Annotated in this window: 18 protein-coding genes; 12 read left to right on the top strand and 6 right to left on the bottom strand. The window is 61.1% G+C overall.

Annotated features, from left to right (window positions below):
- The first annotated feature begins 279 nt into the window (after positions 1 to 279).
- From P3G66_RS22330 to P3G66_RS22320, 3 genes are read left to right on the top strand one after another with little or no spacing between them, the layout of a single operon-like run.
- On the top strand, positions 280 to 642 hold the full coding sequence (locus tag P3G66_RS22330; RefSeq protein WP_276117116.1) for a GntR family transcriptional regulator: 363 nt from the start codon (positions 280 to 282) through the stop codon (positions 640 to 642).
- Entirely contained in the window at positions 639 to 1,574 is a 936-nt protein-coding gene (locus P3G66_RS22325) for an ABC transporter ATP-binding protein (protein WP_054187572.1), read from the top strand. Before P3G66_RS22330 ends, P3G66_RS22325 begins: the two co-directional genes overlap by 4 nt.
- Positions 1,571 to 2,311 (top strand): hypothetical protein, encoded by a 741-nt coding sequence (locus P3G66_RS22320; protein ID WP_054187573.1) that lies wholly within the window; start codon positions 1,571 to 1,573, stop codon positions 2,309 to 2,311. Before P3G66_RS22325 ends, P3G66_RS22320 begins: the two co-directional genes overlap by 4 nt.
- Positions 2,312 to 2,460: 149 nt before the next feature.
- On the opposite strand, the gene P3G66_RS22315 is transcribed toward P3G66_RS22320, so the two are convergent.
- Together P3G66_RS22315 and P3G66_RS22310 are read right to left on the bottom strand one after the other, a co-directional pair.
- On the bottom strand, positions 2,461 to 2,952 hold the full coding sequence (locus P3G66_RS22315) for an FBP domain-containing protein (RefSeq protein ID WP_007726512.1): 492 nt from the start codon (positions 2,950 to 2,952) through the stop codon (positions 2,461 to 2,463).
- A gap of 200 nt (positions 2,953 to 3,152) precedes the next feature.
- Complete coding sequence (locus P3G66_RS22310) at positions 3,153 to 3,770, bottom strand: hypothetical protein (RefSeq protein ID WP_007726510.1); 618 nt, start codon at positions 3,768 to 3,770, stop codon at positions 3,153 to 3,155.
- A 182-nt stretch (positions 3,771 to 3,952) separates the two neighbouring features.
- On the opposite strand from P3G66_RS22310, the gene P3G66_RS22305 reads away from it, so the two are divergent.
- The 5 genes from P3G66_RS22305 (at position 3,953) to P3G66_RS22285 (ending at position 8,789) form a co-directional block, all read left to right on the top strand.
- Positions 3,953 to 5,617 carry a hypothetical protein gene (locus tag P3G66_RS22305; protein WP_230793318.1) on the top strand — a complete coding sequence of 555 codons (1,665 nt, stop codon included), beginning with the start codon at positions 3,953 to 3,955 and terminating at the stop codon, positions 5,615 to 5,617.
- 46 nt (positions 5,618 to 5,663) lie between these two features.
- Positions 5,664 to 6,917 carry a wax ester/triacylglycerol synthase domain-containing protein gene (locus P3G66_RS22300; protein ID WP_054187574.1) on the top strand — a complete coding sequence of 418 codons (1,254 nt, stop codon included), beginning with the start codon at positions 5,664 to 5,666 and terminating at the stop codon, positions 6,915 to 6,917.
- A 137-nt stretch (positions 6,918 to 7,054) separates the two neighbouring features.
- Positions 7,055 to 7,939, top strand: coding sequence for an MBL fold metallo-hydrolase (locus tag P3G66_RS22295; RefSeq protein WP_276117115.1), 885 nt, complete (start codon positions 7,055 to 7,057; stop codon positions 7,937 to 7,939).
- A gap of 186 nt (positions 7,940 to 8,125) precedes the next feature.
- A complete protein-coding gene (locus P3G66_RS22290) occupies positions 8,126 to 8,587 on the top strand; it encodes an Hsp20/alpha crystallin family protein (RefSeq protein ID WP_007726499.1) in 462 nt (153 codons plus the stop codon).
- A gap of 58 nt (positions 8,588 to 8,645) precedes the next feature.
- Complete coding sequence (locus P3G66_RS22285) at positions 8,646 to 8,789, top strand: hypothetical protein (RefSeq protein WP_165639161.1); 144 nt, start codon at positions 8,646 to 8,648, stop codon at positions 8,787 to 8,789.
- 356 nt (positions 8,790 to 9,145) lie between these two features.
- On the opposite strand, the gene P3G66_RS22280 is transcribed toward P3G66_RS22285, so the two are convergent.
- Complete coding sequence (locus tag P3G66_RS22280) at positions 9,146 to 9,862, bottom strand: TetR/AcrR family transcriptional regulator C-terminal domain-containing protein (protein ID WP_064443223.1); 717 nt, start codon at positions 9,860 to 9,862, stop codon at positions 9,146 to 9,148.
- A gap of 223 nt (positions 9,863 to 10,085) precedes the next feature.
- Here P3G66_RS22280 and P3G66_RS22275 point away from each other — a divergent pair, with 223 nt between their 5' ends.
- The 4 genes from P3G66_RS22275 (at position 10,086) to P3G66_RS22260 (ending at position 13,656) form a co-directional block, all read left to right on the top strand.
- Positions 10,086 to 11,417: an ice-binding family protein gene (locus tag P3G66_RS22275; protein WP_276117114.1), complete on the top strand. Its 1,332-nt coding sequence runs from the start codon at positions 10,086 to 10,088 to the stop codon at positions 11,415 to 11,417.
- Positions 11,418 to 12,071 carry a class F sortase gene (locus tag P3G66_RS22270; protein ID WP_007726493.1) on the top strand — a complete coding sequence of 218 codons (654 nt, stop codon included), beginning with the start codon at positions 11,418 to 11,420 and terminating at the stop codon, positions 12,069 to 12,071.
- Between the two features lie 95 nt (positions 12,072 to 12,166).
- The gene (locus P3G66_RS22265; protein WP_007726486.1) at positions 12,167 to 13,318 is read left to right on the top strand and encodes an alkane 1-monooxygenase; all 1,152 of its coding nucleotides are present in this window, start codon (positions 12,167 to 12,169) and stop codon (positions 13,316 to 13,318) included.
- Complete coding sequence (locus tag P3G66_RS22260; RefSeq protein ID WP_270008661.1) at positions 13,315 to 13,656, top strand: hypothetical protein; 342 nt, start codon at positions 13,315 to 13,317, stop codon at positions 13,654 to 13,656. The genes P3G66_RS22265 and P3G66_RS22260 overlap by 4 nt, the downstream gene beginning before the upstream one ends.
- Before the next feature lie 78 nt (positions 13,657 to 13,734).
- Here the strand turns inward: P3G66_RS22260 and P3G66_RS22255 are convergent, their stop codons facing one another.
- The 3 genes from P3G66_RS22255 to P3G66_RS22245 form a co-directional block, all read right to left on the bottom strand.
- Positions 13,735 to 14,151: a hypothetical protein gene (locus P3G66_RS22255; RefSeq protein WP_042452357.1), complete on the bottom strand. Its 417-nt coding sequence runs from the start codon at positions 14,149 to 14,151 to the stop codon at positions 13,735 to 13,737.
- A 13-nt stretch (positions 14,152 to 14,164) separates the two neighbouring features.
- Positions 14,165 to 14,926 carry a pentapeptide repeat-containing protein gene (locus P3G66_RS22250; RefSeq protein WP_064443221.1) on the bottom strand — a complete coding sequence of 254 codons (762 nt, stop codon included), beginning with the start codon at positions 14,924 to 14,926 and terminating at the stop codon, positions 14,165 to 14,167.
- A gap of 244 nt (positions 14,927 to 15,170) precedes the next feature.
- Positions 15,171 to 15,971, bottom strand: coding sequence for a peptidoglycan DD-metalloendopeptidase family protein (locus P3G66_RS22245; protein WP_231914974.1), 801 nt, complete (start codon positions 15,969 to 15,971; stop codon positions 15,171 to 15,173).
- Between the last annotated feature and the right edge of the window lie 92 nt (positions 15,972 to 16,063).

Here is a 16,063-nt window from a genome sequence, read left to right as displayed (position 1 = left end):
ACCCGAAGGTGCCCCGTCCCGTGGTCGACCACCTAGATCGGCGGTTCCATGGTTCCGCAGAAGCTCAATGCCTGTGCGCAACGCCCCGGGATCTGGAAGTCGTAGCTGGTCTGCATCCAAGCTGTTCCATCAGCCTCTGCGATGAATGTCCCGATAGGCAGCGCTCGGAGACCCAAGTCATCGGTGCCAGATTCCGCGATCTCATTGCCAACATGCCCCACGACGTTCTATGGTTCATTACATGAGTAATGAACCAGTGAACATCGGCCATCGATCATCGTGATCGACGACGGACGACCACTGTTCCAGCAGATCGCCGAGCAGATCGAAGGCTCGATCATCGACGGCTCCCTGCCGGAAGACGGGCAGGTGCCCTCAACCAACGAACTGGCGGCGTTCCACCGAATCAATCCGGCGACGGCAGCCAAGGGCCTCAATCAGCTCGTAGGCGAGGGGATCCTCTACAAGAAACGGGGAATCGGAATGTTCGTCACGGTCGGTGCCCGCGACGCACTCGGGTTCAGACGCCGAGAAGCGTTCGCGCGCCAGTACATCGAGCCGCTGGTCGCGGAGGCCGACCGGCTCCAGATTTCCCTCGGCGAACTCAAATCCATGCTGGACGACAGGAAGGCGGACCGATGAACGCAAGCACGACAACGACCGAGCCCCGAGTCAGGCGTTTCGACGAAACTGAACTTGTCGCCTCGATGCGCTCCGTGGACAGAAAGTACGGGGATGTCGACGCGCTCGCGGACGTCTCGTTCGAGATCAGCCGCAACAAGATCTACGGCCTACTCGGCCGTAACGGCGCAGGCAAGACGACGATCATGCAGATACTGACCGGGCAGGACCTGCACACCAGCGGCGACGTCGAAGTTTTCGGGGCCGCCCCTTTCGAGAATGCCGACGTCCTGGCAAACGTGTGCTTCGTCAAGGAAAGCCAGACGTACCCCGAAGACCTCAAGGTCAAGCACGTACTCGTCGCCGCCGGCCATCTACTCCCGAATTGGGACCACGCGTTCGCCGAGACACTGCTCGACGACTTCCAACTTCCCCTCTGTCGCAAGGTGAAGAAGCTTTCACGCGGCATGCGGTCGGCATTGGGGGTGATCATCGGACTCGCCTCCCGCGCGCCCCTGACGCTTTTCGACGAGCCGTATCTCGGTCTCGATGCCGTTGCACGCCAACTGTTCTACGATCGCCTGCTTGCGGACTACGCCGAACATCCTCGCACTGTGGTGCTTTCGACTCACCTGATCGACGAGGTAGCCAATCTGCTCGAGCACGTGATTGTCGTAGACAGCGGCCGGATTGTCGTCGACGAGGACGCGGACGCACTGCGAGGTCGCGCCGTGCTGGTATCCGGTCCCATTGATGCGGTGGATGCCGTTGCTGCGTCCGGCGGGGTCCTGCGCCGGGAGACACTGGGCGCCCACAGCCGAATCATGTTGCAGGCCGATGTGACAGAGACCGAGCGAAACCGACTGCGGGAGGCAGGAGTCCAAGTGGAACCGGCATCTTTGCAGGAACTTGTCATCGCGACTTCGACGCAGCGCAAGGAGATCACCGTATGAGTATCGCAACGACAGAGCCACGGACGGTCCCGAAGACGCCCGCTCGGTCCAGGATCGGTGCCGTCCTACAACTGCACACGGTCGCGTGGCCGTTGCTGATCGCCTGGCCGGTGGGCATCCTGTTGATCTCGTTCCTGATCAGCTTCACTATCTACGCGATCGTCGGGAACGAGGAGGGTGAAGGATTCACCGGCAGTGTGTTCTCGGTCTACGGTTTCGTGCTGGCGTTCTACCTCCAGTCGATGACGCAGACGTTCCCATTCGCGCTCGGACTGAGCGTGACTCGCCGCGAGTTCTTCACTGCCACCACGGTTATGGCGCTGGCACAGTCCGCAGTCTTCGCAATCGCGCTGCAACTGCTGTCCGTGCTGGAGTCCGCCACCAACGGCTGGGGTGTGCACATGCGCATGTTCGGCATCGCACGCTATTTCACCGACAACACCGCCGTACAGTTGCTCGCACTGTTCGCGACGCTGCTGCTGACCAGTTCGATCGCAATGCTGGCAGGTGCTATCTACCAGCGGTGGAGGATCACCGGTCTACTCGCCTCCCTCACCGGGCTTTTCGGCTTGCTCGGCTTGTCAGCGATCGCGATCACCTGGGCTGAGTGGTGGCCGGCGATCGGTTCGTGGTTTGTCGATACTCCCCGAGTGGTACCGATGGCACTACTCCCTCTGGCCCTTGCCATCGCGTGCATCGCCGGAGCCTGGGCGACGTTGCGTCGAGCAACGCCGTGACCGCGCAATCATGTGCGACGCCACATGTCGCGTCGTCTCGAAGTGCTCGTCGGATCAAACCCGTCTAGACAGCTCGTCCCCCTCCCTGAGTCAGGAAAGGGGGACGAACGTCGCAACAGGGTGCTATCTCGTCCCCGATTTGGTCCGCTCTACTGCCGAGCCACCCGCTCGACAAAACTCGAAGCCCGCAGCACCAGTTCATCTTTCCGGTTCTGGCGCGCAGCGGCGGCATCGTAGCCGGCATACGGGAGCGGGGGGTCGTTACGAACATTGGACGAGCACTGGAAGTCTCGGCAGATCAGTGTTCCGACCGTGCTGCCACGTCGACCGGCGGGCCCGGCCAACTTGGCGCCGTAGAAGACGACCTCGTTGGGGAGTCGCGTGTCGCGGCACCAGGAGCACTGGGCGCGCGATCGCGGAGTGGCCTCGGCTTGAACGAGCAAGACTCCGATGGTCTCCCCGTCGAGTGTCGGGACGATCGCGTAGGCGCGTCGGCCCATTTTCGGATCTCGCCAGCCCAGGTAGTCGAGAGCGTCGAAGTCGATGGTGCCGAAGCCGTCCGGCAGGGTGAGATCGGACTTCTCCTTACGACTCGCGTTGACGAGGCTGGAACGAATAGATGTATCGGTCAAAATGATCATGGGTGTATACCAATCGTGGCTCGGTGAAGGTGGGTACAGCTCATGGCCCGATCAGCACCAAGTGCTGTCGGGTCCGAAATGCGCTATCTGTCGCCGGCGAAGACGACGCCGACAACCCCCTCACGCCCATGGGGCGTCACCGTGTACGTATCCACACCGCGATGGTAGCTACAGGCCTGCGTTACAGGCCACTCGATTTATCAGTCACGCCATACCGCCGTGAACTCGTACCAAGGTCCGCCGAGGTGAGTTGCGGAGAAATCATCGAACCCCGATGGTGGGCCGCTGGGCGAGTACACCCACCCACTCGAGGTGATGAACATGCTGTCGTTGTCGATGAAGTAGACCTCATCCGGCCGCACGACATGGGCACTACTGATATCGAACTGGCCGATCTCGAGCTCTTCCACGGTCGATTCAGGCTGCTCCAAAAGACCAATCGCGATGGTCTCGAACTCTCCGCTCTTGTCGAGGAAAGTTGCCGGCGGCATCAACAACACCAGAGCTACTGCAGCGATGACGGCGATCGGGGAGGACAGAATCCACCACGACCACCGCCGGTCCTGGCCAAGGGCATAGAGGGTGCGGATCGCCCACACCAGACCGACCACGATCAAGATGAGCAGAGCCGCGGCGCTGACGAGGAAGGGATCCAACCATCTGTACTCCCCGAACGGCGAAGGCCACCAACCGTAATGCCGGCAGACCAACGCAATGAGCGGAACAACGGTGAATGCCAAAAGAATCGGCCCCGGTGGCTTGGACGACTCCGGAGGGTCAGCTACCAACCATTCACCCAGCGACTTCGGCCTTCTCATCACCCCACCGTATCTGCAGGTCATGGCAAACTCAGCTACACGGCGAATACCTTTGCAGTACACGCACTCTCGTTCCACTCACAACAACCAACGCAGCGATCGGCACTCTCGCCGCAACCGACACAGATGGACAAACCTCACAATTCGCAGATTCAACGTGCCGATCATGCGACAATCGGACGGTGAACGAGACCGCGAGTGGAGTTTCGCACCCGCACCGACCGCGACTGCTGAGCGTCGGCGTCCTACTCTCCGCCGCCCTCCTGTGGTCCACTCCCCTCGCCGCTGCCGCGCCCACCGAACCTGGGCCGGCCAGTTGCATATCATTCGGAACCGCCCAACTGCCACCAGGTGCGCCCTCCGGTGGAGGTCGAGTCGGGTTGGCAAACCTACCGACATTCACCGGTTCAACCGCCCCCAGCTCGGTCCAGATCCGCACGCCAACTACGCAATTCAATCGTTTCTGGGACTTCGCGCTAGTCGACCACGACTTACTCGCTCGGCCGCGAGAGACAGGCGCATCAACGGCTCAACCGTGGCGTTTCGTGCCGATGCCCGAGTGCCTGCGTGGACGACTGGTCGGGATATCACTGGACGACGACGAACTCGTCGCGGTCGACGACAACGGCTGGATCTACACGATGGACAACGCATCCCAGGATCCGCTGGTGTGGAATTGGACCTCGGCATGGGGCGCACCGCTGTGGAGCGGTCCCGGCCGACAACTCCCCGGAGACCACCCGAACGGGTGGGCACTGAGCGTCTCGTCGCCTTGGGACAACCAAACTTTCACCGACGTCGCAGGACGGATTCACTTCGTCGGACTCGCCAAGATGACGATGATCCCCACGTTGACCGGGGACGGCAGCCGGATAACCTACGCGGACCCGTGGCTGCCCAACGACGACAGCTACGAGATCGGCGGCCCGCTCGGCGGGCGATTCCAGGCGGACTCGCTGTCGGCGGCCGGATCAACCACTTTCGTGATGAACAAGTACGGCGACATATACACCCGCACATTTGATTTCGATTCTTCGGGATCGGACTCGATCTTCTTCCGCTACAGCTGGGAAGATCAGTCGGACAAGCCGTCGGCACCCAACCTCGTGGCCGAAACACTCGACCGCAGCACCGCCGCGATCCGACTTCCGGCCCCAGACTGGGTGCACCAGCCCAAAATTCCCGGTGAAGTCACATCCGCGATCAGTGTGCACTCACTCGGTCCCGGCCCGAACCGGCGGGAGTTGCGCGTCGAGGGTCTCCGCGGCGCCGAATCCGGCTTCTGGCACAAGGATCTCGTCGGGGATGCCTGGGAGTTCACGCCGACCGGCGCGTCCCTCCTCGGCACACTGATCGAAAACGCGCCGACAGACCGGTCGACGGATACCCTGTCCCCCGCTGCCCCCTGGCACTTGTCCACGACCCTGCCCGCCCGCGACGGTGCCATCGACGGTCAGGCTCTGATCGACATCGGGTTTCCGTACTCTGTGGTGGATCCGCGTCTGCTCGACGCGATCGGCCAGCACGCACAACCGTCCGGATACCGACTGGACGTGGACCATTTCGACCCGGTCGCCACCACGCGGACCGCGACCGTGACTGCACCGGATGGCACGGTTCTTCCGGTCGTCCTGCACACCGCCGACGGACTACGGATGGCTCCCCGCGCATCCGGCCTCGATGCCGATCCGCGCCACCTCGTCGGGGCAATCGAGATCCCGTCGGACGCGTACGCGGATCGGGCATCGAACCCCGCTCTGGACGCGTTCGTGCAGGACTGGATGCGCGGAAACCCCATTGCCGCGATCACGCTCAGCGCCACCGACCACGACTTGGTGATCCGCTAGCCGAAACCATCGCCGTCCACCGTGTCGCCTCGATTAGGCTCAGCAGATGGTCGACACCACACCCGACGTGCCGATATCACCCGTCGACGCTGCGAGCTTCCAGCTCGGTGTGCACGTCCAGCCCTACCTGGTCACTATTGCCGGACTGCTCGCTCCTGGTGGCTTCGTCGATCGAGACGGTCGACCTGATCTAATGCGACTTCACCGCACCCTCGCCGCTCACATCGCGCAGGAGCCGTTACTGCGGCAGCGACCGATCATGCGGAACGGGTCATGGTGGTGGACGGAAAACGACATCGACTTCGACCTCCATCTCTCGCTTGACGAACGCGGGCCTACAGAACCCGACTTCGAATCCGTCTGTGGTCGACTCGTGATGCAACCCCTCGACACCACCCGACCGTTGTGGCACATCGCCTTCGTTCCTGCAGCTCGACCGGGTCTGTGCGGCATTGTGATCCGAGTGCATCACGCGGTTCTCGACGGCGCCAGAGCCAGCGACCTTTTCGAGCGCTTGTTCGCCTCACCTGATTCGAAAAGTACCGACCCGGGCGCTCCCGTGCCGAACATCCCTCCGAAGGCCGCCGGTTCCCTCGACCTCCTCCGATTTCGAATCGGTACTTTCCTGCACCGGCCAATCCGATCACGGGTGTTACTGGGCGCCATTGGTCCCACGAGATCGATCTCGTCCGTCAACGTCCGCACCTCGCTGATCGAGCATGCCGCGCAGCAAGCGGGAGGCACTTTGAACGATGCCTATCTCGTTGCGGTGGGCGGCGGACTACGATTCATCCTCCAAGAATGCGGCGAGCCCATCCCCAAGTCGATTGCGGTATCGGTACCCGTCGCAGTCACAGCGATCGGTAGCGCACGCAATGCCGTCGGGTTCATGATCATCGACCTTCCACTTCGTGAAACCGACCCACAACGCACAGTCGCGATCGTCGCGAAGCAAACCGCTGCGGCCAAACCTTCCGCACGCGCTGCGGGAACAACCTTTCGGTCACCGCGTATCGCCGGCATTTTCGACAAGCTCGCAAAGCGGCAGCACATGATCGGTGCAGTCGTGTCCAACGTCCATGGACCGCGCGGCCCGCTCACGCTCGACGGGGCAGCGCTAGTCGAACTCTGGCCTCTGGGCCCGTTGGCGGGCAATGTCCGCGTCGGCTTCACCGCAGCGTCCTACAACGACACATTCTGGATCGGAATCCAGGCCGATGCCGAGCATCTCCCACCTGCAAGCAAGATCGCCCGAGCCGTCGAACGGACTCTCGACGAAATAGCCGGCACTGCACACTGACTGGATCTACTGCCACTATCCGATGCACCTCGCCGCTTGGGCAACGGATACTGTCGAGACGTCTCGACAACATCTCCACTGATTCGAGCCTGCAAGCCGGTGTCGTCACGACACGATCGTCACGAGGAAGGCGAAAGATGTTCACACCTGCAGAATTCGGCAAGGTCTCGGTACTGGTTCCTGAGAACGGTGGTGCCGTCCCCTACGGGAACACCGTGGTAGTGCACGGATCTGAAAGCACGCTCGTCATCGACCCTTCGCTCTCCCTCGACCGCGACCCCGTCGGCGCAGACCTCGTATTCGTCAGCCACGGGCACGAGGACCACATCGCCGGACTACGCCATTTCGACACCCCGGCCTATGCGCACCATCTCGACGCACCCGCAGTCGCATCCCTCGACACGATGCTCACCAATTACGGCCTTCCTCCGAACGAACGAGTCGAGGTCCAGCAGTCGATTGCTACGCAATACGGCATACCCCCGACCCACGAGAACGTGTCGGGGATCGCGGGCGGCCACGTCTTCGACCTCGGCGACCGCACTGCGACAGTCATTCATTTGCCAGGGCACACCCGCGGACACTGCGGGGTCCTCGTTGAACCCGACGGCTTCTTCTACGTCGCCGACATCGACCTCACCTCCTTCGGCCCGATGTACGGCGACCTGGGTAGCAGCGTCAACGACTTCCTCGACTCCATCGACCACGTCGCAACGATCGACGCACGCTGGTACGGAACATTCCATCAGAAGGGCGTGGTCGAGGGCAGCGACGAGTTCCGTCGCCGGTTGTCCGCATACCGCGACAAATTACTGAGCCGCGAAGACCGTCTCATCCAATTCCTCGGCGAACCAAAACCCTTGGAAGACATAGTCGCTCATCGACTCGTCTACCGCCCCCACGTATCGGCACCGTACGTCGACGCCGTCGAACGACGGACAGCTCAGCTACACCTCGAACGACTCATCGCATCCGGTGCCGTCACAGTCGACGAAGACAAGGTGTTTCGCCGGACCCTCTGACATCCCTGGCGAACTGATCGCGCCATTTCGGATACTTCCGAAAATCGGACCGAAGTTCACCGAAAAAATCTGGCACTCAAGGTTGCAGAGTGCCAGTTTGGCTGGTTATCATGTTCTCGCACAGTAAGTTCGGTCGCCGTCGAGGTGACGGTGACCTTTCTTAGACGATACGGGAGGTGTGTTGCTGTGCTTCGTTTCGATCCTTTCACCGACATCGACGCGATCACCAAGTCCCTGCTTGCCACCGGAACCGGCAGCAGCCGAAGTCCACGCTTCATGCCGATGGACCTCTACAAGATCGATGACCACTACGTCCTTCACGCCGATCTTCCCGGCGTCGACCCAGGATCAGTGGACGTACAGGTAGACGGCTCGACCCTCACCCTGACCGCGCACCGCAGCGCCATTTCCGAAGAGGGAGTGACGTGGCTGGCCGGTGAGCGTTTCACAGGAACATACAGAAGGCAGCTGTCCATCAGTGAGGACATCGATTCCGAACGGATCGTCGCCTCATACGACAACGGCGTGTTGACCGTGACCTTGCCGATCGCAGAGAAGGCGAAACCGCGGCGGATCGAAATCTCGTCGGGACCGCCGTCCCGCACCGCAAACTCCGAGGTGAAAACCCAAGGACAGATCGAAGCCTGACCTGAACGGCTTGGCACGAAATCGACTGTACGAGAGCCTTTCATCCAGGAGGTCCACTATGCCCGCGCCAATCATGGCCCCCGCCGCAGCTCTGGCTGAACCGGTCGTCTGGAACGAAGACCCGCAGCGGCAAGGCTGGTGGAAGCGCATCCTCGCGGCCACCCCGCCCGAGAACCCCACCAACGAAGAATTTCAACCCTGACAAAACCAGACCGTGTTCGCCGAATACGGTCACCCACAAATGAATTGATGCCTTCCGTCCGTCCACCGAGGCGGACGGAAGACATTTACAGGCGCTCTACACACGTTCAGCTCGATGACGCATTCCGGCCGAACCGAAGAGCCATCACCTGCAGCAGGTCAGGAACCGCCCGAAATGGGCGAAGCAGGACGAAACACTCACACAACAAGGACGAAGCTCGCCGCCACCTGCCAACCGTGACTCGTACGGTTGAAATGTAGACGTCAGTGACTGCGCTGACGCTTACCGACCTCGTCGGTCCCCTGAATTGTGTGGCCGTCGAGGTCGTCTCATGTCGATACCCAAACTGAAAGTGGTCAGCCCTCAACCCTCGTCGGAGGAGATGCCGTCGCCAGACCCTCCAGAAGGATTGCCAGACCGCGCTCGAGTTCGTCCTGCCCGTCGTAGTGAGCCATGATCGTAGCCATCGACCGCAGTCTCGGAAACTCGGCAAGCGCAAGCCGATGCAGACCGAGCCGCAAGAGATCGTCCGTCTCCTCGGGATTTTCGACTATTTCCTGAAGCTCGTTGAGAATGTGCCCGTTGAGGAAGCCGAACACTGCTCGGTAGATGTGTAATGCGTCTTCAGGAGTGAAACCGGCCCGTATCAGCAGTTCGAGAATCGCTTCGACGTAGCGCAACGTCCCGGGAGGACGCAATCCGAGCGGGGTGGACAGCGGCCGAGTGACCAGCAAAGGAACCACGTTGGGGTGCGCGAGCGCGAGGCGGCGATACCCGTACGCAACTGCGTGCAGCTGCCCCCTCCAGTCGCGATCGGACGGGTCGACGACCAGTTGTTCGAGCACGGTCTCGACGACCCCGTCCAGCAGGGCCGCCTTGTTGGCCGCGTACCTGTAGAGAGTCATCGGATTTCTGTCGAGCGCTTTGCCCAGTCGGCGCATGGAGAGGCCGTCGGCACCTTCCTCGTCGATGATCGCCAACGCCGTCGAGAGTACGAGCGCCCTGGTGAGGGGCTCCTCGCGGTCCGCGACGGGAATCAAACCCTTAGTGCGATCTGGCGAGTGTCCGGTCATTCACAAAACATACATCGTATGCCTACGCGTTGACAGAACAGTACGGCTGGTTTACTGTTCGGATACGCCCTATGCATACAACGTATACACACATCGTATACCCGGAATGTCCGGATTTACGTGGGCGCTCATCGATACGTCCCGGCGCCGGAGTCGGCGCGGACGTACGGACTCACTTTCGTCGCATGAGTCCCTTCTTCAAAGGATCGAAGATGAACAGAACATGACAGCACCCACCGCAACACGACGCTCGCGGTTCTTTCAATTCTCGGGTATTGCAACGATTTCCGTTTTCTCCGTCGGCATTCTCGTCTTGCCGGCCGGCACTGCCGGCGCGGAAGCGACTGCTGTCGGACTCGGCACCGCTGAGCCCTTTGCAGTCCTTGCCGGAGCAGGAATCACCAACACCGGACCGACAACCCTCGGCGGCGATATCGGCACGTATCCGACTCCAACCATCACCGGTGTATCGGACCTGACGATTACCGGCACCAATCATGGTGGCGACGCGGTATCGCAGGGAGCGAAACCCGACGTGTTGACTGCCTACAACACTCTTGCCGGTCAGGGACCCACACAACCGACGGGAGCCGACTTGACCGGTCGGACACTGGTTTCGGGTGTCTACAACTCCGGTTCGTCGATCGCACTGTCGGGAACCGTCACCCTCGACGCGCAAGGTGACCCCGATGCAGTCTTCGTCTTCCAAGCGGGATCAACGCTGATCACATCGTCGTCCAGCACCGTTGCACTGATCAACGGAACGCAGGCGTGCAATGTTTTCTGGCAGGTTGGAAGTTCCGCCACCCTCGGCGCCAACTCCGTCTTCCGAGGAAACCTCTTGGCGCTGACAGACATTACTGCCACAACCGAGGCAACCGTCGAGGGTCGACTGTTGGCGATCAATGGCGCGGTCACTCTGGATACGAACACCGTTACGATCCCGACCTGTGCGCCTCCTGTCACGACCACGACTCCGACCACTACGACGACTACGGTCCCGCCTGACACCGCGACAACTACAACCACGACGGTCGTCCCGCCGGAGGTGACTACAACCACGACGGTCGTCCCGCCGGAGGTGACTACAACCACGACGGTCGTCCCGCCGGAGGTGACTACAACCACGACTGGTACACCGGTGGAAGCGACGACCACCACACCAGGGCCGAACGGCACGACTACAACCACTGTGGACGTACCGCCGATCATCACGACCAGCCGAAACATTCCGTCCATACCCGAGATTCCCGGTCTCCCACCACTGCCGGGAATACCTCCCACCGTTCCCGGGACGGTAACCGTCCCGTCTCGGGTGCCGACGACGTCAGCTTCTCGAACGGGTACCCCGACCACTCAACCGGTAGGCCCGGAATCCCCGAATGTTCGAGCCCCTCAGGTGCAGCAGGTACCACGAGGGTCGGTCGACACCGGTGACGGAAGCACACAATCCCAACGCGGCGGACAGTCCAGTGGAGGGTGGATCGCCCTGCTCGTCGGCTTCTTCAGCGTCGTGGCTATGTCGGCCCTCGTCATCCGTCGGACAAGTCGATAGATGAAAGACGAAAACTCCGTGATGGCTCCGCGAACTCGCCGAGCCATCACGGCTCTCGCCCTTACTGTTTCAGTACTCGTAACGGTGGTCGGATGCGCCGGTGGACAATCCGACAGCGGAAATTCACAACCAATCTCGTCGCCTCGACAAGACACCACATCCGCGCCGCGCGCCACTGACTCTGCACTGCCCGAAAGGGCGCCGGTAACTGCTGACCACCGCCCCGCGCGCCTCGAAATCCCGTCCATCGGCGTCGACACCGACATCATCGATCTCGGACTCGATACCGATGGAGCACTCGAGGTCCCACCGGATGGGAAGGACGCAGGGTGGTACACCGGCGCTCCCGCCCCCGGTGAGGTCGGACCGGCAATCATCGCCGGCCACGTCGACTGGCAAGGCACCGACGGGGTCTTCTTCGATCTGCGGAATCTCGAAACAGGAGCCGACATCATCGTCACCCGCGAAGACGGAAGTCGCGCAGTGTTCACCGCTACCAGTGTCGAACACTTCCCCAAAGAGGACTTTCCCACCGACGTTGTATACGGCGACATCGACCACCCCGGACTCCGGATCATCACGTGCGGTGGATCCTTCGACGAAACCGCACGCAGTTACAACGACAACATCATCGCATTCGCCGACCTGGCCTAACCGCCTGAGACGCCGCAGCACACCACTTCGAAAGTCCGCACGAACCGTTGGAGAGCAATGACCGTATTCCACTTTCCCGTGCTCGAGAAGTTTCGATGACAGACACCGACGACATTCGAGCGAGCGCCGAAGCAGGTGTCGACGCTCCTGCATGGCGGGATCGGAAGCGTTACTGGTGGCCGTTGGGATTGCTGATCCCGCTGAGTCCCTTCCTGTCCTGGCTGCTGGTCGAATATTTGCACCTCGGCCTGTTCTGGGCGACCGGTGCCTGGATCCTGATTCTCGTCATCCCGATCGTCGACGTCGCAGTCGGCGCAGATGGCCGCAGCCCACCCGACAACGTGATCGCGGCATTGCAGGACGACCGCTACTACCGCTGGTGTACCTACCTGTTCGTGCCACTTCAATACGCTGGCCTCGTCTTCGCCGCATGGTGTTGGGCGCACGCCCCGATGGCAACCGGAGAGAAGATCGCACTGGCGATGACCGTCGGCGTCGTTGCGGGCGTCGGTATCAATGCCGCACACGAACTAGGCCACAAGAGCAGCCGCCTCGAGCGGCGGTTGGCGAAAATTGTGCTCGCTCAATCGTTCTACGGGCACTTCTACATCGAGCACAATCACGGTCACCACGTCAACGTTGCGACGCCGCGCGATCCCGCCAGTGCTCGTTTCGGGGAATCGTTCTGGATATTCCTGCCCCGCAGCGTATTCGGAGGTCTGAAATCGGGCTGGCGGATCGAATCAGCACGCCTGCGCCGGCAGGGTTCACCCGCACTGTCGCCTCGAAACAACATCGTGCAGGCATGGTCGCTGAGCGCCGCACTGTTCGGGACGTTGATCACCTTATTCGGGTGGCAGATACTGCCCTGGCTGCTCCTGCAAGCCTTGGCCGGGATCACGTTCCTCGAGGCCGCAAACTACCTCGAACACTACGGATTGCTCCGTGCGCGAAGACAAGACGGCAGCTTTGTCAAAGCCCGGCCCGAAGACAGTTGGAACAGTGATCATCTCTTGTCCAATTTGTTCCTGTACCAATTACAACGACACAGTGACCATCACGCGAATCCGCGTCTGCGCTACCAATCTCTGCGCAGCGCTCCAACCGCTCCGCAACTCCCTGCCGGATACGCGGTGATGATCGTCTGCGCTGCCGTACCACCACTGTGGCGGCGGATGATGGATCACCGTGTCCTCGGCTACTACAACGGCAACGTCGAGCTCATTCACACCAAGGCGACGATATGAATGACAATGCCCGAGACGACGACCACAGCGACGGGCACTACACGGCCACCGGGCCGACCAAACACGCCAGAGCTGCGTACCAGCCGGCGCGCACCCAGCTCAGACGAGCCGCACCGAGCCTGGACGTCGTCGCTGCCGCGGAGTACCTGTTGACCCAGCCCGACGCATACCTCTATCGCCGCCGATACCTCGACCTGATCACTCAAACCCCCGGGCCCGACGGAACATCGATCACCGACTACGCCGCAGCTGAACGCTACCTACTTGTCACCGCTACCGCGCACCGCAGAACTCATAGTGAGGTTCGTCCATTGCCGGCACCCGGCGATTTTCTGTGAAGTGGTCACCGCAGTGTTTGATGCCAGAGAGTGACAACAGCCTGACGAATTCGGGAGCGCAGCATTTGTCATTTGCCATCACAGCTTTGATTCGCGCTCGCCAATGTCATCGAGGATCAAGAACTCGATCTTCGCTCGCTCCCCGTCCGCATCGAAGTCGTTGTCGCGGTCTGAGACACGCGTGATCAGTTCCGTCAGTGCCGCATGGATCGTCGTGTACAGAAATGCACGCGGGTCGGGCACCCCCATCACGTCGTCAGTGTTCATCTGTACCTGCGCCGTAGCGGTACGCCTGCCCAGAAATACACGCGGAAGCCGGATCCCGGTCGGATCGGTCACCACGGAGATGTCGCCACCAACGACAACAAACAGATCGAAGTCGTACTGCATCGCGATGCCCCTCAGCCGGTGTCTGAGCCGAGTCAACTCCTCGATGAAGTCAAGCGGCACCGACGGTCCACCGAATACTGTCCTGAACGTGACCCCGCGAGTCATCGATCTGCCCCCTTTACGAATCATCCATTTCAGGATCGAGGGCCATACCCTCTGTGTCCCCCACGCCAAGTGCTCGGGCATATCGACCGGCATACCGCTCCAGTGCGACTGCTGAATCGGCCTCACCTTCCCATTGATCCGGAATCGCGGTGCCGTCACACGTTGTTCGCGACACTTGCGCCTCGGAGAACTCGACAGCGGTCCGGGTGAAGGAACACCGCACAAAACTCGTGGCCGCCGAGAATCGTGCGCCGCCGAAAGTGCACTCCACGAATGAGGTATCGGCGAACTGCGCACCAGTCAGGTCTGTGTCGTCGAATGCGCATCGTTCGAACACAGTATTGGGCACGGAGCGGAGCCCGCGTGCTTTGGCTCCAGTGAAATCGCAATCGACGACCCTCGGTCCGAGCGCCAGACGAGAGAGCGTCGCACCCCGGAAACTGCACCGTTCGAATCGGCGATTGAAACGGGGCTGTCCGGTCAGTGCCACGAAATCGAAACGGCAGTCGAATAATTCGGATTCGAAGACGGAGATCGGACCCCGAGCGAAACTCAGATCAATCCGTTCCAACGTGAGATACCGGATGTCCAATCCAGCGCTACCCGCTGTCAGGCCACGCACATCGATCAGCCCGTCATCGGTCTCCGCCCATGGGGAGACGAGAGTGTGGGGCGGCTTGACGATCCGCGACTGATCGAGCAGCTGCGCCCGTAAATTATCGACGCCCTCATCTGACCAACGTCGACGTAGGGAGGTGATCGCGGACCGGTTCACGGGCTCAATAGTATCGGCAAGATGCCCAGCGATTGGCCGTGGCTGCCCAAGAAGCGAACCACCACACATCAGTACTTCGGTAGGAATCACTTCTCGGAGCGCGCAAAACAGCCGGACCGTGAAATGCACGGCCCGGCTGCAGCGCTCACGCGCACGAAGTGGAACTCGGAGTCAACTGGGGTACTGAAACCGGTCGTGTACGAGCCGTTGACTCATCCCCGGATCAGTATCGAATTATCAACTCTCACAAGTTGATCACGTCGCCCACAAGGATCTGATCGGGATTGACGATCTGCGGATTCATGTCCCACACCTGCTGCCAGGTGAGACCTCGTTCTGTCGCGAGGTCGAACAATGTATCACCGGCTGCAACGACTACCTCTGAGCCGGGCGCTGGAGTCTCCGACTCCGGAATGCTTTCTACCGGTGCAGATTCGGATGTCTCAGAGTAGACAACGGGAGCAGGCGCCGGTTCCGGTGCAAATTCGGGTGCTACGTCCTGTGCCGGCGCGGGCGCGGGAACAATACTCGACCCGGTATCGCACGCCCCGATCGAACTCAGGAAGGACATGGGATCGACGGCGCCTCCACTGTGAATGCGGAGATGCAGATGTGGGCCGGTGGAGCTACCGGTGTTACCCGTTGCCCCGATCTCGTCGCCTACCTCGACGTGTTGCCCCACACCGACCCATGTTTCGGAGAGGTGGCCCATCTGAATCTGCTCGCCACTGTCCGCTTCCAACTGGATGTACGTTCCATATCCACCCGGATCATTGGGTCCGGCAACAGAAATCGTGCCCGATGTGGGCGCGTGGAGCGCGGTGCCGACGTTGACAGCGAAGTCGACTCCGTCATGTCCCGCGTGGTAACCCTGCGAAAGTGATCCGCTTACCGGCCACTCCCAATTGCAACTCGCCGACCAGCCCTGCGCACCGGCGGTACCTGCATTGGCTACTGCTCCGGCCCCCACAAGGGCGCCCAGTCCCGCAGTTACGGCGATGAATCGTTTTGTGCTGGAAGGCTTGTGTTTTCTGTGCTTACTCATGTTTTCCTTGACTGATGTGCTCGGAGCAGGTGCAGGCTCTACCCGCAGACAGCACTCAATACGTGCTGAGCTACTCGGTGTATCGCACCAAG

This window comes from Rhodococcus sp. C3V (assembly GCF_029269915.1).
GTDB lineage: Bacteria > Actinomycetota > Actinomycetes > Mycobacteriales > Mycobacteriaceae > Rhodococcus_F > Rhodococcus_F qingshengii.
This window is presented reverse-complemented; position numbering and strand designations above follow the sequence as displayed.